At 62.3% G+C, this 20,476-nt stretch carries 19 protein-coding genes; 10 read left to right on the top strand and 9 right to left on the bottom strand.

The genetic code is table 11. The features are described from left to right. The first annotated feature begins 144 nt into the window (after nucleotides 1-144). A complete protein-coding gene (locus ASD70_RS11590; protein ID WP_056846489.1) occupies nucleotides 145-1,026 on the top strand; it encodes a LysR family transcriptional regulator in 882 nt (293 codons plus the stop codon). Here the strand turns inward: ASD70_RS11590 and ASD70_RS11585 are convergent. Next, nucleotides 1,013-2,050 carry an AraC family transcriptional regulator gene (locus ASD70_RS11585; protein WP_046072244.1) on the bottom strand — a complete coding sequence of 346 codons (1,038 nt, stop codon included), beginning with the start codon at nucleotides 2,048-2,050 and terminating at the stop codon, nucleotides 1,013-1,015. The two genes, ASD70_RS11590 and ASD70_RS11585, sit on opposite strands and share 14 nt — an antisense overlap. Before the next feature lies 1 nt (nucleotide 2,051). Beyond that, on the bottom strand, nucleotides 2,052-2,966 hold the full coding sequence (locus ASD70_RS11580; protein ID WP_046072245.1) for a GGDEF domain-containing protein: 915 nt from the start codon (nucleotides 2,964-2,966) through the stop codon (nucleotides 2,052-2,054). Between the two features lie 381 nt (nucleotides 2,967-3,347). On the opposite strand from ASD70_RS11580, the gene ASD70_RS11575 reads away from it, so the two are divergent. From ASD70_RS11575 to ASD70_RS11555, 5 genes are all read left to right on the top strand, one after another. After that, entirely contained in the window at nucleotides 3,348-5,861 is a 2,514-nt protein-coding gene (locus tag ASD70_RS11575; protein WP_056846488.1) for a TonB-dependent receptor, read from the top strand. Nucleotides 5,862-6,005: 144 nt separating this feature from the next. Beyond that, nucleotides 6,006-7,871 (top strand): phytase, encoded by a 1,866-nt coding sequence (locus tag ASD70_RS11570; protein WP_056846487.1) that lies wholly within the window; start codon nucleotides 6,006-6,008, stop codon nucleotides 7,869-7,871. Nucleotides 7,872-7,919: 48 nt separating this feature from the next. Beyond that, nucleotides 7,920-8,612 (top strand): protein TolQ, encoded by a 693-nt coding sequence (tolQ, locus tag ASD70_RS11565; RefSeq protein WP_056846486.1) that lies wholly within the window; start codon nucleotides 7,920-7,922, stop codon nucleotides 8,610-8,612. A gap of 14 nt (nucleotides 8,613-8,626) precedes the next feature. Next, nucleotides 8,627-9,073, top strand: a complete 447-nt coding sequence (gene tolR / locus ASD70_RS11560; protein WP_056846485.1) for a protein TolR — start codon at nucleotides 8,627-8,629, stop codon at nucleotides 9,071-9,073. Further along, the gene (locus ASD70_RS11555; RefSeq protein ID WP_056846484.1) at nucleotides 9,070-9,819 is read left to right on the top strand and encodes an energy transducer TonB; all 750 of its coding nucleotides are present in this window, start codon (nucleotides 9,070-9,072) and stop codon (nucleotides 9,817-9,819) included. Before tolR ends, ASD70_RS11555 begins: the two co-directional genes overlap by 4 nt. A gap of 72 nt (nucleotides 9,820-9,891) precedes the next feature. On the opposite strand, the gene ASD70_RS11550 is transcribed toward ASD70_RS11555, so the two are convergent. From ASD70_RS11550 to ASD70_RS11530, 5 genes are all read right to left on the bottom strand, one after another. Then, nucleotides 9,892-10,836, bottom strand: a complete 945-nt coding sequence (locus ASD70_RS11550) for a D-isomer specific 2-hydroxyacid dehydrogenase family protein (RefSeq protein ID WP_056846483.1) — start codon at nucleotides 10,834-10,836, stop codon at nucleotides 9,892-9,894. After that, the gene (locus tag ASD70_RS11545) at nucleotides 10,833-12,002 is read right to left on the bottom strand and encodes an acyl-CoA dehydrogenase family protein (RefSeq protein WP_056846496.1); all 1,170 of its coding nucleotides are present in this window, start codon (nucleotides 12,000-12,002) and stop codon (nucleotides 10,833-10,835) included. The genes ASD70_RS11550 and ASD70_RS11545 overlap by 4 nt, the downstream gene beginning before the upstream one ends. Before the next feature lie 65 nt (nucleotides 12,003-12,067). Further along, nucleotides 12,068-13,027 (bottom strand): ABC transporter substrate-binding protein, encoded by a 960-nt coding sequence (locus ASD70_RS11540; RefSeq protein WP_056846482.1) that lies wholly within the window; start codon nucleotides 13,025-13,027, stop codon nucleotides 12,068-12,070. 85 nt (nucleotides 13,028-13,112) lie between these two features. Beyond that, nucleotides 13,113-14,696, bottom strand: coding sequence for a rhodanese-related sulfurtransferase (locus tag ASD70_RS11535; RefSeq protein WP_056846481.1), 1,584 nt, complete (start codon nucleotides 14,694-14,696; stop codon nucleotides 13,113-13,115). Beyond that, nucleotides 14,693-15,304 carry a cysteine dioxygenase gene (locus tag ASD70_RS11530; protein WP_046072254.1) on the bottom strand — a complete coding sequence of 204 codons (612 nt, stop codon included), beginning with the start codon at nucleotides 15,302-15,304 and terminating at the stop codon, nucleotides 14,693-14,695. Before ASD70_RS11530 ends, ASD70_RS11535 begins: the two co-directional genes overlap by 4 nt. A gap of 212 nt (nucleotides 15,305-15,516) precedes the next feature. Between ASD70_RS11530 and ASD70_RS11525 the strand changes: the two genes are divergently transcribed. Both ASD70_RS11525 and ASD70_RS11520 read left to right on the top strand, forming a co-directional pair. Next, a complete protein-coding gene (locus tag ASD70_RS11525; protein WP_046072255.1) occupies nucleotides 15,517-16,422 on the top strand; it encodes a LysR family transcriptional regulator in 906 nt (301 codons plus the stop codon). Nucleotides 16,423-16,528: 106 nt separating this feature from the next. Further along, nucleotides 16,529-17,323, top strand: coding sequence for a class II aldolase/adducin family protein (locus ASD70_RS11520; protein WP_056846480.1), 795 nt, complete (start codon nucleotides 16,529-16,531; stop codon nucleotides 17,321-17,323). Between the two features lie 57 nt (nucleotides 17,324-17,380). Here the strand turns inward: ASD70_RS11520 and ASD70_RS11515 are convergent, their stop codons facing one another. Together ASD70_RS11515 and ASD70_RS11510 are read right to left on the bottom strand one after the other, a co-directional pair. Then, nucleotides 17,381-18,463 (bottom strand): LLM class flavin-dependent oxidoreductase, encoded by a 1,083-nt coding sequence (locus ASD70_RS11515; protein WP_056846495.1) that lies wholly within the window; start codon nucleotides 18,461-18,463, stop codon nucleotides 17,381-17,383. Between the two features lie 165 nt (nucleotides 18,464-18,628). Then, on the bottom strand, nucleotides 18,629-19,483 hold the full coding sequence (locus ASD70_RS11510) for an AraC family transcriptional regulator (RefSeq protein ID WP_056846494.1): 855 nt from the start codon (nucleotides 19,481-19,483) through the stop codon (nucleotides 18,629-18,631). A gap of 109 nt (nucleotides 19,484-19,592) precedes the next feature. Between ASD70_RS11510 and ASD70_RS11505 the strand changes: the two genes are divergently transcribed. Both ASD70_RS11505 and ASD70_RS11500 read left to right on the top strand, forming a co-directional pair. Then, on the top strand, nucleotides 19,593-20,003 hold the full coding sequence (locus ASD70_RS11505) for a hypothetical protein (protein WP_056846479.1): 411 nt from the start codon (nucleotides 19,593-19,595) through the stop codon (nucleotides 20,001-20,003). Between the two features lie 73 nt (nucleotides 20,004-20,076). Further along, a complete protein-coding gene (locus tag ASD70_RS11500; protein ID WP_046072258.1) occupies nucleotides 20,077-20,421 on the top strand; it encodes a hypothetical protein in 345 nt (114 codons plus the stop codon). Nucleotides 20,422-20,476 lie beyond the last annotated feature (55 nt).

Below are 20,476 nucleotides of genomic sequence, written 5' to 3'. Positions count from 1 at the left end.
GGTGTGTCAGTCACAGCATTTTTGACTGACACACCGCCATCGGGAGCAAGCCCCCTCCCACATTTTGATTGTGTTCCCATATTAGGTTTGTGGTGTGGCCACCGACAGGCTATAAATCAGCCCATCGTCCACCGAGAAGCGACAATGAACCCCTTCGAAGACATGCGCCTGTTCTGCCAGGTCATGGAGTCCGGCAGTTTCACCGCCGCCGCCGAGCAACTGGGCCTGTCCAAGCAATTCGTCAGCCGCCGCCTGATCCAGCTGGAAGAGCGCCTTGGTGTGCGCCTGCTCAATCGTTCTACGCGGCGCCTGGATGTCACGCCACTGGGCCAGAGCTACTACGAATCCGCCCTGCGCCTGCTCGGTGAAGTCGAGCAAGTGGAGCAGGGCATCGCTGGCCAGAACAGCGAGCCGCGCGGTACCATCCGCCTCAGCGCGCCGTTGTCATTCGCCATGGCTCACCTGGGCTGCCTGCTGCCGTTGTTCCTGCAACGTCATCCGCAGGTGTCGGTGGAAGTCGACCTGAGCGACCGCCCTGTGGACTTGATCGGCGAGGGCTACGACCTGGTGCTGCGCATCGGCACCCTGGAAGATTCCACCCTGATCGCCCGACGGATCGCCAGCGTGCAGCGGGTGTACTGCGCCAGCCCCGATTACCTGACGCTGCGCGGGACGCCATTGAAACCCGAGGACCTGACCGCGCACGACTGTCTGCCCTACGGCCATGGTCGCCAGGTGCAATGGCGCTTCAAAGGCAAGTTGCAGGGGTTGAATGTCAGTGGGCGTATGCGCGTGAATAACGGCGAGTTGTTGCGTGATACCGCCATTGCCGGGCTGGGGGTGACCTACCTGCCGACCTTTATCGTCGCGGATGCGTTGAAAGACGGGCGCCTGGTGACACTGCTGGACGACTTCGCCCCCGAAGCCCTGACCCTGTCGGCGGTGTATCCCCAGCACCGGCAAAGCTCACGGCCGGTGCAGGCGCTGGTGGAGTTTTTACGCGAGCGCCTGGCTAGCGGCTGTTGAACAGCTGGCGGATCAGGTTCGGGGTGCTGCCGGTCCAGCGCTTGAATGAGCGCCGGAAGTTCGCCGCATCGTTGAAGTTCAGGTACGCCGCCACCTCATCATTGCTGTAGCCCTTGAGCTGATACAGGTGCAACGCCACCTGCTTGCGTACCCGGTCCACCTGCTGTTGAAAACCGGTGTCGTGCTTGTTCAACTTGCGCTTGAGGGTCGCCGGGCTCATGGCGAAGGCCTGGGCCGCCTGTTCCAGGCTGGGCGGCTGGCGTACTTGATCGCGCAGGTAGTCGTAGAGACAGTCGAGAAAACTGCCGGCAAAACCCAGCTGTTCGATCTGCTCGCGGGCCTGCCTACGCGCAACCTGACCGGCCGTAACCGAGGCGCCAGGCCAGGGGCGGGTGAGGTATTCACGCGGGATACTCATCATGTCCAGCGGGCGTTCGAAGCGCGTGTCTTCGCCCAGGTGCACCCAGTACTGCTCGATATAACGCGGCTCGGCATGGCTGAAACTGCATGCCCATGGCAGGCGCTCGCCGCTTAGCCATTGGCTCATGGCGATCAGCGAGGTCATGCAGGCTTCCAGCAGGAAACGCCAGTGCTCGCCGGCGCCGCAACTGTCCAGCCAGTACAGGTAGGCGCGATGCTCATCCAGCTCCAATTGCAGGGTGGCCAACGGGCTGAGCAGCACCTGTTGCTGGACCAGGATCTCCAGGGCCTGGTGCAGGTTCTGCGCATGGCCAAGGGCGTGGCTGGCGGCGCCGTAATAGCCCGGCAGCAAACGCTGGCCAAACAGGAAGCTGCTGTCGTCGGCGTCCAATAACTTGCGGCTGTTGCCGATCAGGCCGAAGAACTGTTGCGGGCTCAGGTGCGCGGTGCCGGCCAGGATGTCCTCGTGAAACAGGCCGGTGCCGCGCAGCAGGCGATGGCTGTCGATGTCGCGGGACAAGGCCAGGTCGATCAGCGCGGCGGGTTGGTAATGCCCTGGGATGAAGCGGCTGTCGACTTCATACCAGCTGGTTTTCACGGCCATCTCAGGCACTTTTCGCAAGCGGTTGCTTAGCCCTGGCCAACGCCAGGTTCAGGCGCTTGAGCAAGTTCTGGGGCGGTTCTTCAAGGGCCATGACCACGGCGGTAGTCGCGGCCAGTTGCAGGCGTTCGCCTTGGTGCCGGGTCTTGTGGGCCAGGCCGAGCACTGCCTGCTGCAACTCCAGCGCCAGCTCCCTGGCCTGGCGTTCACCGGTATTGGGCAGCAGCACCACAAAGCGGTCGCCGGCCAGGCGGCACAGCAGGTCCTGGCGGCGCAGGTTGAGCAGCAGCAAATGGCTGAGGGCTTGTAGTACCGCGTCGCCCTCGGCATGCCCGTAGGCCTGGTTGATGGCGGCGAAGTTGTCCAGGTCCAGGGCCAGCAGCGACAGCGGCTGTTGCTGGTCGCGGCTGTCTTGCAGGCTGTCAGCCAACTGGCGCTTGAGGTAATCGGCGCCGGCCAGCGGCGTGAGTTTGTCGAACAGCCGATGCTCACGGAACAGCCGCTCGCGTTTTTCCATCTGCGCGCTGATCGCCAGTTGTTCGCGGTGCCAGTGGTAGATGCCGATGGTCAGCAGGACCATGCCCACCGGCATCGGTCCGGACTCCAGCCAATGGTCCCAGGTGATGCTGTCGGGCAGGCGGATAAACTCGTCGAGGCTGTCGATCCACCAGGAGAAAAAGATGCACGACAGGCCCAGCGCCAGGTAGTTGGTGACGCGCCCTGCGGGGCGGCTTTTGAGCACCAGCCCCAGCCATACCAGGGCGAGCAGGGCGGAACCGCCTTCGCCGACAATATCCAGCCACACCCACTCACTGACGCTTTTCAATTCGCCACAGGCCAGGTGCAGGATCAGCCCGAGATTGGCGGCGACCAGCAGCAATGAGAGTTTCCAGCGGTGGGGCTTGAGCACGCCAGGCATGGCTGCGATTCCTTGGGCGAATGAGCGATGGGCGCCAGCACAGCAGATGGATGTGACCGTTGGATGACGGTGGGCGAGGGTCGAATCAGCTCATCTCACAGGCAACAAAGATTAAACATGTGGGAGGGGGCTTGCTCCCGATGACGGTGTATCAGTCAGCTTATTTGTAGCTGTCACACCGCTATCGGGGGCAAGCCCCCTTCCACATGAGAACTGCTGAGGTCATATCAGCTCATTCCAAGCCAAAAATCCGTGCAAACCTGCGGTTTACGGACATGGCCACTCAATGCTGTCACAGAACCGTCATCCTCCACCCCTAGCGTGCCCTCCCAGTTGCCGGGCCCTCTTGCCTGGCGCCAACGGATTCTTGGGGAGGATTGCATGTACAAGCGCACCGGGCTCGTCAGCTTCACGCTTACCGCCTTGGCCCTGGCGATGGCCAGCGAGCGGCTCACGGCGGCCGAGGCGGCCACCACCGAGCATGTCGAAGTGGTCGGCCAGGCCGCTGCCATGGACAGCGCCCTCAAGGAACAACGTTCTTCCGACAGCATCAGGAGCGTGGTACATGCCGACGGTGTAGCCCAGTTACCGGATGAAAACGTCGCCGAAGCGGTGCAGCGCCTACCGGGCATCAGCGTGGAGCGCGACCAGGGCGAAGGGCGTTTTGTCAGCGTGCGCGGCCTGGGCCCGGACCTCAACAGCGTCACCATCAACGGCACCCTGGTGCCCGCGCCAGAGAGCGAGCGCCGCGCCGTGGCCCTCGATGTGCTGCCCTCGGAGTTGGTGCAGTCGCTGTCGGTGATCAAGACCCTGACACCGGACATGGACGCCAACTCTCTCGGTGGCACCGTGGATGTGAAGAGCTTGTCGGCGTTCGATCACAAGGGGCTGTTCTATACCGGTAGCACCGAAGCCAGCTACGACAAGAACACTCGCCAGACCAGCCCGAAATTCTCCGGTGCCGCCAGTAATCGCTTCAGCCTCGGCGACGGCATCGACAACTTCGGCGTGGCCGCAGCGCTGAGCTGGCAAAAGCGCGACTTTGGCTCAGACAACGTCGAAACCGGTGGCGCCTGGGATTTCACCGACGGCGCCAGGCTCAACGAGTTCGAACAGCGCGAGTACGACATCAGCCGCGAACGCGCAGGTGGCGGCCTGAACTTCGACTACAAGCCCGACGACCTGAGCAGCTATTACCTGCGTACCCTCTACAGCCGCTACAAGGACACCGAAACCCGCAACGCCGCCAGCCTTGAATTTGCCGACCCGCAAGCGCCTGGCGAGCTGGGCGATGCCGAGGGCAAGCGCAAGCTGAAAAACCGTGAGGAAACCCAGCAGATCCAGTCCTACGTGTTCGGCGGCGAGCGCATGCTGGGCCTGTGGACCCTCAGCGGCCAGGCCGGCTACAGCCAGTCCAGCGAAGACAGCCCGGCGCACATTGCGGGCGCCACCTTCGACGGCGGCGACTTTGCCAACAGCGGTTTCTACGACAAGGACAAACCTCGCCCGATCATCGCCAGCGGCTTCTACGACGCCAGCAACTTCAGCCTCGACAAGGTCGACTGGGAGAAACAGTACACAAAGGACACCGAGAAAAACCTGCGCCTGGACCTGGCCCGTGACTATGACCTGAGTGGCTATGCCTCCCAGTTCAAGTTCGGTGGCAAGGTCAGCCGCCGCAACAAGGACAACGACTTGGAGGCCTGGGTTTACAAGGACTTGGATCAACAAGGCTTCAGTGATGAACAGCTCAACCTCACGCAGTTCCAGAAGGGCAGCGTTGACTACCGTCTCGGCCGATATGGCCCAGGCATCAGCGCGGGTAATATCCGCCAACTGATTGGTGGCCTCAATCGGGATGATTTCTACGACCCCACCGAATCCAGGGTCAACGACTTCACCATCCGCGAAGATATCAACGCCGGCTACCTGATGAACACCGTCGATATCGACGACTGGCGGTTCATCGCCGGGATGCGTTACGAGGGCACCGAGTTCGAAGCCAAGGGCACCGGCGCCACCGACGGCCAGTTCAGCGCCACAGAGACCAAGCGGCGTTATCACCATTGGTTGCCGGGCCTGCACGCACGCTATCAGATCGATAAGAACACCCAGGTGCGCGCTGCCTGGACCAAATCCGTGGTGCGCCCAACATTCGGCCAGCTGGCGCCGGGTTTCGTGATCGATGATGACGAAGCCACCTTCGGTAACCCGGACCTCAAGCCCCTGGAATCGAGCAACCTGGACTTGGGCATCGAACACTTCATGGGCCGCGCCGGCACCGTATCGGCGTTCGTGTTCTACAAGGATATCCAGAACTTCGTCTACAACACCGACGTGGCCGGCACGGGTGCCTGGGCCAACTTCTCCGAGGCCCACACCTACGCCAATGGCGACAGCGCCAAACTCTACGGCCTGGAGCTGGCCTACTCACAGAAGTTCGACTGGTTGCCCGCGCCGTGGAACGGCTTGCTGGTCGGTGCCAACAGCACCTTCAGCCGCTCCAGCGCGGATATCGAGGGTTTCGACAGCGCCAGCGGGCGCAACCGCAAGCGCAGCATCAGCCTGCCCAATCAGTCGGACACGGTCGGCAACCTGATGCTTGGCTGGGAAGACGACAAGCTCAGCCTGCGCCTGTCGGCCAACTATAAATCGGCCTACCTGTATGAACTGGCCTCGATCAACGACAAGGCCCATGACCTGCACGTCGACGCGCAGACCTTCGTCGACTTCAGTGCGCGCTACTCGGTGACCAAGAACCTGCAAGTCAGCTTCGAGGCCCAGAACCTCACTGATGAATCGTACTTCGTCTACACCGGCCACCGCAGCTACAACGGCCAGTACGAAGAGTACGGCCCGACCTACAAAGTGGGCCTGACCTTCACCCATTTCTAAACCACACCTGGATTCCAATGTGGGAGGGGGCTTGCTCCCGATAGCGGTGTGTCAGCCTCCATTGTATTCACTGAACCACTGCCATCGGGAGCAAGCCCCCTCCCACATTGGATCTTTATCGTATTCGAAGGATTTTGCCTGTTCATGAGAATTTCCAAGCTGTACCTGTTGATCGCGCTGGTCACCAGCGCCAATGCCTTTGCCACCGACCTGGCCCTGTCGCCTTGGGCGCCGAGCTTGAATGCCGAAGCCGTGGCCTTCTTGCCCAACGCCACCGAGCGCCTGGCCGCCGGTACCCGCGACGGGCTACAACTGCTCGACAGCCAGGGCGTCGAACTGGCGCGCTTCAAAGGCAACTTCACCAGCCTCGACACCCGGCCTGCCGGTGCACAAGTACTGGTCGCCAGCCTCGACAATGACCGCCAACAGGCGTTGCTGATCAGCCTGGATACCGCCAGCAAAAACTGGGGCAAGCCCCTGTACCTGCCAACCCGTGACTACTCGGTGAATGGCCTGTGCCTTTATCGCGATTCGGCGGCCAACCTGTTCGTATTCCTGGTAGGTGAAGAGGGCAAGGGCGAGCAATGGCTGGTAGGCAACGGCTCGACGCTGCTCACTGAACCCCAGCGGGTACGCGGTTTGCCGCTGCCGCCGTCGGCGCAGTTCTGCCAGGTGGACGACGCCACCCAGCAGTTGGTTGTCAATGAAGAGAATGTCGGCTGGTGGGCCTACCCTGCGCATCCCGAAGCTGAGGTGAAACGCACGCCTGTGGCGCTGTTCGACAACCCCAAGCGCGAAGCCGGGGCCATGGCGCTGGTGCCGGGTGGCATGGTTGCGCTGGACCCGAAGACCGCCCAGTTGCACCTGTTCCAGCAAGCCGGCGAGCGCTGGGCGGAGCAATCGAGCTTGAGCCTGGCGGGTCTGAAAGAGCCACAGCAATTGGCGATCAATGGTCGCCAGTTGTTGGTGCGCGATGACGACAGCGGCAAGCTTTATCAGGCCAGGCTCGACTGGCAGGCCAAGCCCGTTGTAGTCGCCCCGGTGTTGCCGGAGGTCGCGGCCTTGCGCCAGAGCGACCCGGTCGGCCGTCAAGGCGATGCGGCGGATGACCCGGCGATTTGGATTCACCCTCAGACACCGGCCAGCAGCCGTGTGCTCGGCACCAACAAAAAACAGGGCCTGCTCGCCTATGACCTCGACGGCAAGCTGTTGCAGGAGCTGGCGGTGGGCCGTCTGAATAACGTCGATGTACGTTCCAACTTCAAGCTCGGCGCACAAACGGTCGACCTGGCCGTGGCGAGCAACCGCGACCGCAACAGCCTGAGCCTGTTCAGCATCGACCGTCAGAGCGGCGAGCTGCGTGAAGCCGGGGAAGTGACCACGCCGCTCAAGGACATCTATGGCATCTGCCTGTTCCAGCCTGCCAGCGGCGAGATCTACGCGATTGCCAACGGCAAGGACGGCACCTTCCTGCAATACCGTCTCAGCGCGCCGGATGGGCGTGTGCAAGGCGAGCTGGTGCGCCAGTTCAAGGTCGACAGCCAACCCGAAGGCTGCGTGGCCGATGATCAACGCCAGCGCCTGTTTATCGGTGAGGAAGACGTCGGTGTATGGGCAGTGGATGCACGCGCCGATCAGCCGGCAACGTTGACCAGCGTGATCAAGGTCGGCCCGCAGCTGCATGCGGATGTCGAGGGCCTGGCGCTGTACCAGAGCGATCAACGTGACTATCTGGTGATCTCCAGCCAGGGCAATGACAGCTACCTGGTGGTGGACGCCGAACCGCCGTTTGCCGTGCACGGTGCCCTGCGCGTTGGCTTGAATGCCGCCGCCGGTATCGATGGTGCCTCCGAAACCGACGGCCTCGAGGTCACGGCCGTCAACCTCGGCGGGCCATGGAGCCAGGGCATGCTGGTGGTGCAGGACGGACGCAAGCGCATGCCCGAGCAAACCCAGAACTTCAAGTTCGTGCCCTGGGCCGAGGTGGCCCGCGCCTTGAAGTTGCCTTGAGTCTGTCATCAGGCAGTCATTCATTTTCAATCGAATAGGAGTTTGACCATGCACGCGACGATGGAACATATGACGATCTGGGGGTTGATCAGCGACGCCAGCCTGTTGGTCAAGGCGGTCATGCTGACCTTGCTGTGGGCGTCCTTGCTCAGTTGGTACCTGATAATCCAGCGCGGCAGTGTGCTGCGCCGCCTGGAACGGCAGTTGAACGGTTTCGTGCAGCGTTTTCGTGCCGCACCGGATTTGCAGGCGCTGTACCGCGACACGCTGCAGGCGGGCGAGGGCGGCATCGCGCCGATCTTTATCGCCGGGGTCCAGGAATACCAGCACCTGCACAATCATGACCCGGCTGTGCTCGAAGGCGTGGAGCGCGCCTTGCAGGTAGCGATCACCGAGCAGGAAATCGAGCTGGAAAAGGGCCTGCAATTTCTCGCCACCGTGGGATCGGTCAGCCCTTACATCGGCCTGTTCGGCACGGTGTGGGGCATCATGAATTCCTTTATCGGCCTGTCCCAGGTGCAACAGGCCACGTTGTCCACCGTAGCGCCGGGCATCGCCGAAGCCTTGATCGCCACGGCCATCGGCCTGTTTGCGGCCATCCCCGCGGTAATCGCCTATAACCGCTTCGCGGCCCGCGGCCAGACACTGCTCACCCGCTACTACGCGTTTGGCAATGAGCTGCAAGTGCGCCTGCACCGCTCCCTGAGCGGCACGTCGAGCAACCTGGCCGTGGCCGCCTGAAAGGAGCAATTCCCATGTTAGTCAGGCCGCAACGCAAGCACGGGCCCAAGGCCGAAATGAACGTGGTGCCGTATATCGACGTGATGTTGGTGCTGCTGGTGATCTTCATGGTCACCGCGCCGATGCTGACCCAGGGCGTGAAGATCGAACTGCCCAAGGTCGCCGCCGAGGCGCTGGCCACCGACACCCGCCAGCAGATCCTCACGCTGTCGGTAAAGGCCGACGGTGGCTACTACTGGAACCTCGGCGGCGAACTCGATACCCAGCATCAGACCGACAGCGCCGTAAGCCTGGAAGAAATGGGCGCCAAGGTCATGCAGGTGGTGGCGGCGCGCAGTGACACCCAGGTGTATATCCGCGCTGACGACAACGCCGGTTATGGCCCGGTGGTCGCGGCCATGGCGGTGTTGCAAAAGAGCGGTGTCAGCAACCTGGGACTGGTGACCGAGGCCCCGCAATGACGGCGATGATCATGCATAGTCCCACTCCGGCGATGACGCCCAGGGATGCTTCGGGGGTTTGGAGAAACAGCCTCGCTGCCGGCCTGGCGGTGGCGCTGCATGTGGGCGTGCTGGCCGCGTTGATGATGGGCTGGTCGACGCAAAAGCCGGTGGTGGATGCGCCTCGGGTGATGCACACGCAGTTGGTCATGTTGCCAGCTGCGCCCGCGCCTGAACCGTTGGTGGCTACCTCCGCACCCCCTGAGCCTGAGCCTGTACCGGTGCCGGCAAAGCCCAGGGTCGACCCGCAGGTGCAGGTGCAAAAACTCGAGAAAGCCGCCTTGGCGCGTAAACGTGTCGAGGAGAAGAAAGCCGAACAACAGCAGGAGCGGCTCGCCACCGAACAACGCAACCGCGAGCTGGAACAACAACGCCTTGATCAGCAACGCCTGGCCGCTGAAAAAGCCCGGGCTGCCATACCTGCGCCAGCCTTCGACAGCCGCCAATATCAACCCCTGAGCAAGGCAGCGCCGGACTATCCCGAGCGCGCCCTGGACAAGAATATTGAAGGCGATTGCACCTTGGAGTACAGCGTCAACATTCAGGGTCGCGTGGAGAATCCCAAGGTACTGGACGGCTGCCACCCGCTGTTTATCCGGCCATCATTGGCGGCGGCGAATACCTTTCGTTACCAGCCCAGAGTCGTCGACGGCAAGCCCGTGGCCGTGCCGGCAGTGCGCAACACCTTCCACTACCGCATCAAATGAGTATTGCCCGTCAACAAAGAACCAATGTGGGAGGGAGCAAGCCCCCTCCCACATTTTGATCTGTGTTTGGCGTTATGGATTCGCCAGATTCGCCAAAGTAAGGCCGTCGATATACCGCTCCAGATTCGCCAAAAACGCATCGGCAATTTCATCCTTGCTGTTGGTCGAAATCGCCGACGTATGCGGTGACAACCGCACCCGTGGATGGCTGTACAACGGGTGCCCATCCGGCAAGGGTTCCGGCTCGGTCACGTCAAGCGAGGCCAGGCCGACCTGGCCGTTATCCAGCGCCTCCAGCAATGCCTCCTGATCGAGCAACCCTCCACGCGCAATGTTGATCAGGTGCAGCCCAGGCTTGGCGCTGGCCAGCACGTCACGGTTGATGATATGGCGTGTGGCTTCGGTCAGCGGTGCCGCCACCACCAGGTGGTCGGCGCGGGCGAACAGGTCGTGGATGTCCGTGGCCGCTTCAACACCGGCACTGAAGGGTGCCTGGCTCTGACGCAGCGCGACCACCTTGACGCCCAGGGCCAGGGCCTTTTGCGCCAGGCTTTCACCAATCGCACCAAAGCCAAGAATGCCCAGGGTGGTGCCCTTGAGCGGGCGCAGAGCAGTGAAATGCCACTGCGCGTCCTTCACCCAGATATCCGGCAAGTGCTTGGACGCGGCAAAGATCGCGGCTAGGGCGAACTCGGCGAGGTTGTCGGCGGCGCTGCCCCGGGACGTGGTCACGGGTGGGCCGTTGAACAGCCACTGTGGGTAAAAGTCGATACCCGACGACACCAGGTGCACCCATTGCGCGCCATAGGGCCAGCCCGGCGGCGGTGTGTCGGGCGCGGTGTAGCCGCGTACGTTGATCGGACGCAGCAACAGGATATTGGCCTGGGGCGGCAGGTCGCTGGGCACGCCGACCGGCAATCCGAACACCTGGGCCTCGGGGTGCAGCGGTGCCAGGCGCTCACGGATCACCTGGTTGAAGTCTTCGTCCAACTGACTGGCAATAATCACCTGGCTCATGTGCGTTCCTTCTGGCGTTGGGTGAACACGGCTTTGCCGACGCCTTGCAACACCGCGTCGTTCTGCGGGGTGTGTACGCGGCTGCACAGCACGTCGCGATAATGCCGTTGCAGCGGGCTGTGGCGTGACAGGCCGGGGTTGCCGGAGGCCTCGATGGCCAGTTCCACGGCGCGAATGGCGTTATGGGTGATCAGGTACTTCAACTGTGCAGCGTTAGCGGCCGGGGTATGCCCCTCGGCGGCGGCGTCGAGCAGGCTGCGGTTGGCGAACAGCAGGGTGTCGATATGGCCGACGGTCTCCTGGAAACGCGGCAAGCTGGACAGCGCCGCGCCGAGGTTGGATGGCTTGCGTTCCTCCAGCCAGTTCACCAGCCAGTCCCGCGCCGCCTGGGCCACGGCGTCGTAAACCGACGACAGCAGCACCGACATCCACAGCAAGCCGTCACCGTCGAGCTCCGACTGCGGTGCGCTCCAGGGGCTGGTGCTGACGGCGTGGTCCAGCGGCACCAGCACGTTGTCGAGTACCACCTCATGGCTGCAGGTGGCGCGCATGCCCAGGTGATCCCAGGTGTCGATGATGCTCACGCCGGGGCTGTCCTTGGGCACTAGCCAGGCGCCTACCAGCGGGTCGGCATCATCGCTGCGCGCCCACACGCTGAACCAGCTCAAGCCATGACTGCCGGTGGAGTAGAGCTTGCGCCCGCTGATACGCCAGCCGTCGGCACCGCGCACCGCGGTGGTGGCCGATAGACCGCCACGGGCCGGGGTGCCCAGGTCCGGCTCGACACGCAGGGCGTTGATCAGCGCGCCGTTGCGCACGGCATCCTCAGCAACTTTGATGCGCAGGTGTGCGGGCCAGGTCTGGCTGTCTTGCAGGCGACTGTGTTGCAGGTACTGCATCACCAGGATCAGCGCCGTGGACGGTTCGCCCTTGGCTATCGCGCTGATGGCCTTGCGCGCCTGGGCCAGGCTGGCACCGCCGCCGCCGAGAGCCTTGGGCACGGTCAGGGCGAGCAGGCCGTGCTGGTGCAAGAGCTTGAAGTTGGCGTGGGGGAAGGCGCCGCTTTCGTCATAGACGTGGGCGGTGCTGGCCAGTTCGGCGCTGAGGCGTTCGAGCGTGGTGTCGAAATCGACGACGTCCACAGCCCGTAGAGACGAGTGAGTCATCAGCAGGTACTCGGTCAAAGTGGGAAGGGAGAGTGTCCAGGCCAGCGCCTTGAGCGGGGCTGGCACTACAGCTGGAGCCCGCGCTTGGCGTTGAAGCTTGGGTCGAAGCCCTGGGAGACGTCGATGTGCTTGGGTAGCAGGCCTTCTTTGACATAGGTGTCGGCGGTGGCTTGCAGGCCGCGGACCACGCTGTCGTCAATTTTGACGGGTGACAGGTGGGTGTCCTTGGCCACTTCGATGTGCACGGCCAATGGCAAGCCAGTGATCCTGGCCTGGGCGGCGGCATATTCATCGGGGTGGGTGTTGGCCCAGGCGTAGGCGCGGTCAACCCGTGCGACAAAGTCGTCCAGTTGCACGCGTTTGTCGGCGATCGCCTGGCCGGTGGCGGCGAAATAGAGGTGATTGCTCAACAGGTTCTTGCCGCTGACCAGCACGCGGGCGTTGCTCTGTGAGGTGACCACGGTGGTGTAGGGGTCCCATGTTGCCCAGGCATCCGCAGTGCCGTTGTCCAGCACCAGCCGTGACTCGGCGGGCAGCAGAAAAATGAAGTGCACATCCTGGGTGCTCAGGCCTGCATCGTTCAGGGCTCTGATGGCCAGGTAGTGCCCGATGGAGCCGCGGCCGGTGACGATTTTCTTGCCCTTGAGATCCGCCGCGGTCTTGATCGGCGAGTCCTTGGGCACCAGCAGTGCAGTGGTGTTACGCCCTTCGGCATGGATGATGCTGATCACTTTGATCGATGCGCCCGCGCCCAAGGCGAATACATAGGGAGCATCGCCCAGGGCGCCTACATCCACGGCGCCGGCATTCAGCGCTTCGCCCAGGGGCGAGGCCGAGGGGAATTCCGACCACTTGATTTCATAGGGAACGTTTTGGCTTTCGCCAGAAGCGTCCAGCAGTGCCTTGATCGTGGACTTCTGGTTGGCTACGCGCAGCGGTTGCAGGTCGGCGGCCTGGGCGGTGGACAGGCCGAGGGCCAATGCAGCGCCCAGCAGCAGGCGTTTGAATGGGGTGGCGTACAGCATGGGGCAAACTCCAGGCGTTGGATAAAAGGAGATACCTCCGCCTGGAGAAGGGGTCGGATGTCCGTGGGAACGGTGCAGCGGTGACTCAGATCACATAGAAACCATGGGTGCCGTCGCGGGCCAGTTGCGCGACCAGGCCGAACTCCCAGTCCAGGTAAGCCTGCAGGGCTTCCCGAGGGTTATCGATGCCTTCATAGGGGCGGCGGTAGCGGTCGATACGCGGCGAGGCCAGGTGGGTTTCGCCTTCTTCCAGAGGCAGTTGCGCGGCGATCCAGCCGGCGGTGCCGTCCTGTAGCAGGAACACCTGCTTGCCAGTCAGGGCCTCGACTTCGGCCACCGCCAGGCGCGCCAACTGGCTGCTGCCGCAGGTCAATACGTAGCGTTGCGCAGGTGGCACATTGGCCAGGGCCTGGGGCAGTTGCCCGCGAAGGATCCACCAGGCCCCGGGAATATGGCGTTTGACATAGTTGGCGCTGGCAGTGAAGTCCAGCACCAGGGTGTCGCCATGGCCCAGCCAGTCGGCGAGGGTAGGCGCGCAGATCAGTTCGGCCTGGGGCGGCGCAGGGACCGGTGCGACCCACGCGCCACGTTCGCTGAAATGCGTCGCTTGCAGGTCATCCAGCACATGCACCTGCCAGCCCAACTGGGCCAGCCAGGAAGCGGACATATTGGCGCGCACGCCGTCGTCGTCCACCAGCACCAGGCGCGCCCCGCGTACGCTGGCAACGTGATCGGTTTCCTGCACCAATTGGCCGCCGGGCGTGGAGCGTGCGCCGGGCAAATGGCCGGTTTCGAATTCTTCCGGGGTGCGCACATCGAACAGGTAGGTGGTGCGCGTCGCATCCTGCTGCCAGCGGTGAAGATCGTTAAGGCTGGCGCGACCGACCCGGGCCTTGTCGGCGACGCGGCGCGCAGCCTCGGCGGCGCGCTGGCGGTGTTCCTCTGGCGTTGGCGCGAAGCGGCGGGCTTGGCCGTGGGCCAGTGTTTGCCCGGCCAATGTCCAGCCGATCGTGCCGTTGCGCAGGGCTGACACGGGGTTGGGAACGCCGGCATTGATCAGCGACTGGGTGCCGATAATGCTGCGGGTGCGCCCGGCGCAGTTGACGATAATGCGCGTGGCCGGGTCGGGTGCCAGTTCGCGGGCGCGCAGTACCAGTTCGGCGCCTGGCACGCTGATGCCGGTGGGGATGCTCATGGTCTGGTATTCGTCGAAACGGCGGGCGTCGAGCACCACCACATCGGCCTGGCTGTCGAGCAGGGCCTGCACGTCTTCGGCGGCCAGGGACGGCGTATGGCGCTGGCTCTCGACCAGTTCGCCAAAGGCCTTGCTGGGTACGTTGACGTCGATAAACAGCTCGCCACCGGCCCGGCGCCAACCCTCCAGCCCGCCTTCAAGCAGGCTGACCTGGGTGTAGCCCAGCGCAACCAGGCGTTCGGCGGCGCGGCTGGCCAGCCCTTCACCGTTGTCATACAGGGTGACCTGGGTGTCGCGGCGTGGAATGCGCGAATACACCTCCAGTTCCAGCTTGGACAGCGGGATATTCGCGGCGAACAGCGGGTGGGCCTCGGCAAACGGCGCTTCCTCGCGCACGTCGATCAGCGCGACTTCTTCACGGTCCAACAGGGCCTGGCGAATCTGCGCATAGCGGCGGGTCGATACGGTGGTCATAGGGCAGGGCTCTTTTCTTTGGACAAGTCCCAGATATTCGGGAGATAGGCGTTGGAATAACCAGAGATAAACAGTTTTTCGCTACCGTCGGGCTGATACACCGCACGGCGCACCGCACCGATATTGGCGCCGTATACATGGATGCTGATGGACACCTGGTCGGCGTGGGCATTGCTGACCTGATGAATATCGCCAATCCTGGGCGACACCGCTTCGACTTGACCCGGCAATAGCTGCGTCGGTTTGCCTTCAGCCATCAGGCTGCCATCGGGGGCACGGGCAAACCCCTGGGAAAATTCCGAGCCGCGCAACATGCCGATCAGCCCCCATACCCGATGGTCATGAATCGGTGTGCGTTGCCCCGGCCCCCACACGAAGCTGACAAGGCTGAAACGTTGGCGCGAATCGGCATGCAGCAAAAACTGCTGGTAGCGCTCGGGGTCAGGCTGGGCGAATTCGTCAGGGAGCCAGTCATCATGGCTGACCAGTTGCGCCAGCAGCTTGCCGCCACGGTGCAGCAGGTCGCCTTCACGCGGGTTGGCGTCGATCAGTTCCGCCAGGGCGCCTATGAAGGCTCTGAGTCTCTCGGGGTGTCGGGCCTGGGTCATGACCATTCCATCGGCTGGGTTGATGGCTTTATATAAGCATAATGTTTATGGTTAATATGCTATTTTTTAATGATTAGCTTATAGCCGAAGGTAATTTAGATCCGGTTTGAATAGGGTTAGACGTTATCGATCACAGCGTGGGCTATCCAGACCGGTTGGCGGCAACTATGCTTCACGCACATCTTAATGACTGATCTCTATGTGCGGCCCAAATGAAAATTGACGATATCGATGCCTTTGTCGAAGTGATTCGTTGCCAGTCCATCAGCCATGCCGCCGAGTCGTTGCAACTGACCCAGCCGGCCATTACCCGGCGTGTGCAGAACTTCGAGCAGGCCCTGGGCGTGGAGCTGTTCGACCGCAACACCAAGCCCCTCAAGCCGACGCTGATCGGCACGCGCGTCTATGAACAATGCCGGCTGATCCTGCGCGAGATGGACGCCCTGCGCGAACTGGTAGCTACCGATGCGCCGCCCACCGGCGTGTTGCGCCTGGGTGTACCGCAGACCATCGGCGACGTGGTGTTGCTGGACGCGCTCAAGCACCTGCGCACTGAATACACCGACCTGCGCGCCCAGGTCGCCACCGGCTGGGGCAGCCAATTGGTCGGCAAGATCGAACGCGGCGAGCTGGATGCGGCGGTGGCGTTGTTCCCGGCGGGCAAGATCTTTCCGGACAACATCGTCGGTGAGTCCATCGGCAAGATGGAGCTGGTGGTGGTCTGCGCCAAGGCGCAGTTGCCGAAAAAGCCGTGCAAGCTGGCGGATGTGTACCAGAACGGCTGGATCCTCAACCCGGACGGCTGCGGCTTCCGAGCCGGCTTGCAACGCACCTTGTCTGACCAGGGCCTGGCGCTGCGAGTGAACCTGGAAACCTTCGGCACCGAACTGCAATTAGGTTTGGTGGCCGACGGCCTCGGCCTTGGCCTGGTACCGCGTCCGTTATTGGAGCGCAGTGCCCATCGCGAGCAGCTGGCAGTGATGCCGCTCAAGGACTTCAAGCCGGTGATGGACCTGTGGCTGATCTACCCGCACTTCCTTGGCAACCTGCAGGGGCCGGTGGATGCGTTTGGCCAGTGGGTGGCAGACTCCCTGCACAAGATCCGCAACGTCGCGTGATATGAAAAAAAATAATAATTAGCTTAGATTAAAATGTGCTTTTTATTATTTTTTTGCTTCCCCTAGGCTGGCCTTGAGTCCTTAAGGCCATCCAGGAAGTTTTGCCATGAGCAGCGTCACCTCGCTTTCCAGTGTTTCCAATACCGTCCGCCAGCGCGTCACGCCAGAGGAATGGGAGGTGCGCGTCAAACTGGCCGCCGCCTACCGCCTGGCGGCCTTGTACAAGTGGACTGACCATATCTATACGCACTTCTCGGCCCGTGTACCGGGGCCCGACGAGCATTTCCTGATCAACGCCTTCGGGTTGTTGTTCGATGAAATCAGCGCCTCCAACCTGGTCAAGGTCGACCTCGATGGCACCATCGTCGACGACCCCACTGGCCTGGGGATCAACTACGCCGGCTACGTGATCCACAGCGCCATCCACGGCGCGCGCCATGACCTGCAAGCGGTGCTGCACACCCATACCCGCGAAGGTATTGCGGTGTCGGCGCAGAAGGACGGCTTGCTGCCGATTTCCCAGCACTCCATTGCGTTCTCCGGGCGCGTGGCCTACCACGGTTATGAGGGTGTGGCCCTGGACCTGGATGAGCGTGAGCGGCTGGTGGCAGACCTGGGCGACAAGAGCGTGATGATTCTGCGCAACCATGGCTTGTTGACGGCAGGCGTCAGCGTCGAGCACGCCTTCCAGCAACTGCAAAGCCTTGAGCGCGCCTGCAACATACAGATCGCCGCGCAGGCGGCGGGGAATGCCGAGTTGATCTTCCCGCCGGCAGAGGTGGTGGCCAAGGTCGAGGAGCAGGCCAAGGTGTTCAGCAATGGGCAAGGGCCCGGAGTGGCGCGGCATTGGAATGCGCTGGTGCGGCAGTTGGAGCGGACTGATACCGACTACAAAAACTGATCCTGAGTGCGCAGCAAATCAAATGTGGGAGGGGGCTTGCTCCCTCCCACATTGTTCTTAAGCCACTTGCTGGGCCTGCTCCCGCTCGGCAACCAACTGGCGGGTGAGGGGAATCAACTTCTTGCCATAGTCAATCGCATCATTGAGCGGGTCAAACCCACGAATCAGGAAGGTGGTAATTCCCAGGTCGTAGTAATCCAACAGCGCCTCTGCGACTTGCTCAGCAGCGCCCACCAACGACGTGGAATTGCCCTGCGCCCCGAGCAACCCGGCAATCCCGGTCCACAAACGCTTATCCAACCGCGACCCCTGAGCCGCCGCCGCCAGCAACCGTCGCGAGCCTTCATTCGGCGGCTCGCGGCGCACAAATCCATTCTTCTCGGCCAGCGCCGTGGCCTGCTGCAGAATCTGCTCGGCACGTTGCCACGCCAGTTCCTCGGTGTCGGCGAGGATCGGCCGCAACGACAGGCTGAAGCGAATCGTACGCCCATGCTTGGCCGCTTCGGCGCGCACCTGGGTCACCACCTCGCGCACCTGCTCATAGGTTTCGCCCCACAGCGCATACACATCCGCATGCTTGCCGGCCACGGCAATCGCCGCCGCTGAAGAGCCGCCAAAATACAGCGGGATATGCGGCTGTTGTGGCGACTTCACCGTGGAGTGCGCGCCTTGCACTTGGTAGTAAGTGCCGGTGAAGTCGAAGGGCTGCTCGCTGGTCCACTCCTGGCGCACCACGCTCAGGTACTCGTCGGTGCGCGCATAGCGTTCGTCCTTACCGATATGGCTGCCATCGGCACGCAGTTCGTTGTCATCGCCGCCGGTGATGATGTGCACGGCGGTACGCCCACCGTTGAACACATCCAGCGTGGCGAACTGGCGTGCAGCCAATGTGGGTTGGGCAAAACCCGGGCGGTGGGCGATTAAAAACTGCAGCCTGGTGGTGACGCTGGCCGCATGGGCGGCGATCAGCGTGCTGTCCGGGCTGTTGGAGTGGAAGGCTATCAGGGCGCGGTCGAAGCCCGCCGTTTCATGGGCGCGGGCGACGCTTTCGACGTAGTCCGGTTGCAGGGTCGGGCCGCTGCGCGGGTGGATTTCCGAGGCGTGGTGGCCGCCGATATAGCCGATGAATTCAATGCTCATGGTCAGGTCCTTGTCGAGGTCGGTAAACAAGCCTCCACCGGGCAGGGGGTCGGTCCGTAGACGTGAAAGTAGGGCCAGCGGCCGAGCCTGTAAAATGCCGTTTGGTTCTAACCTAATTATTAAAATATAAAATGTTGATATTTATTCAATATCAGAAATTTGCATTTAGTCCGCGACCTCGCGCATCGCGATACCGGGTTGGGCGTCCTGACTCGTCGCACCCATGCGGTCCGCCAGGTAGCGCGCCGGCGGCTGGCCCATCGCCTTGCGAAACATGGTGATAAAACCGCTGGCATTTTCGTAACCCAGGTCCAGGGCCACGCTCTGCACACTTTCGCCGTTGGCCAGGCGTTGCAGCGAGAGGATCACGTGCAGTTGGCGGCGCCAGCGGCCGAAACTCAAACCGATCTGCTCCAGCAACAGGCGCGTCATGCTGCGCTCGCTCATGCCTATGCGCATGGCCCACTCGCCCAAGGTGGATTTGTCGCCGGGGTTGGCCAGTAAGCTATTGGCCAATCGCATCAAGCGTGGGTCTTGGGGCATCGGCAAATGCAAGGCCTCGATGGGGGCCTCGGCCAGCTCATCCAGCAAGGTCGCCACCAGCCGGCCCTGGGCACCGTCTTCGTCGTAGAGCGGGGGGAAACTGACCGCCTTGCCGATCAACGCGTGCAGTAATGGCGACACCGACAGGGTGCAACATTGGCGGGGCAGGGCGCTGGCAGCGCCGGGATCGATCAGCAGGCAATACACATCGGCTTCCCCGGCCCCCCGCGCCGCGTGGATCACACCGCCGGGTATCCACAGTGCGCACTGTGGCGGCACGATCCAGATACCGGCCTCGATCACACAATGCACCACGCCGCGCAAGGTGTAGATCAGTTGCCCGTGCTGATGGTGGTGGGGGGTATGTTCCCAGCGCTCGGAAGTACTGGATGCGCCCACGGCAACTATCTGGCGCGGGATGGCAGCGGCATCGCGTACCCGGCTGGGGTCGTAGTGGTCGAGGCGGTGATGAACCATGGTGCTGGCTATCTTGGCTGGTTTGCGAAACATTCTGGCTATTATGTGCAATGCCGTCCAGCACCTTGGCGCTTATGATGAGAACCAATCTCATCCAAGGAGCTTTGCCATGCGACTCGACAGTTCAACTTTTCCTGTGGTGAAAATCGTTTTCGACGCGCCAAATCAGGGCGGCCCAGAGGATGCCTTTCTGCTTTTCGAACGCCTGCTGGCCCGCAAGCAGCCCTTCGTGCTACTGCACGAGAAAGCCGTGGATGAAAACAATCACGCGCACTCCCATGAAGAACGCAAGCAGGCCTCGATCTGGATGAAGAAGCACAAGGCGGCGTTACGCGCTTACGTCAGAGGCATGATCCAGGTCGAACCCAGCGCCGCCAAGCGCCTGGCCCTCAAGCCCTTTGCCGTGACATTCGGCAAGGCCTGGGGCTACCCATTGCTGGTGGTGGAGTCCAAGGACCGCGCCTGGGCGCTGGCCCGGGATGTGCTGGATGAGCAGGTCTCGGATGTGGCGCATTTCTAAGCCTGGCCAACGCTCGACAGCGCCCACAATTGAACTACCTTGATTGACGAGCCTTCCCACTCGGTACTTAAGCATGCGCACGTTATGGACGCGGTATCTGGCGTTGCTGGACAACGACCTGAGCACACAGATCTTCGACAACGTAAAGAATCTGCTGGTGTGCGCGCTGTTGTTCGCGGCGGGGACCAATACGCTGGTGGGGCAGCGTGAGTTGTTTATCGGGGTGTTCGCCTCCAACGTCGCCGGTTGGGGACTGATTATCCTGTCGACGCTATTGATGTTGCTGAACGTCAGTGATGGCATTCGAAGGCTGGCCAAGTTGCGCTATCACTTGGCGCTGCAACTGTTGTTGATCCTGATGTACGTTGTGGTTGCCGAGCGGGTGGTAGAGATTGTGTGGGGCTTCCGCGCCCATTAACGTATCCTGCGCGCCTGGTTTTTTACTGATTCAAACAAAGATGACAGGACAAGAT

It is taken from the genome of Pseudomonas sp. Root569 (assembly GCF_001427465.1).
Lineage (GTDB): Bacteria > Pseudomonadota > Gammaproteobacteria > Pseudomonadales > Pseudomonadaceae > Aquipseudomonas > Aquipseudomonas synxantha.
This window is presented reverse-complemented; position numbering and strand designations above follow the sequence as displayed.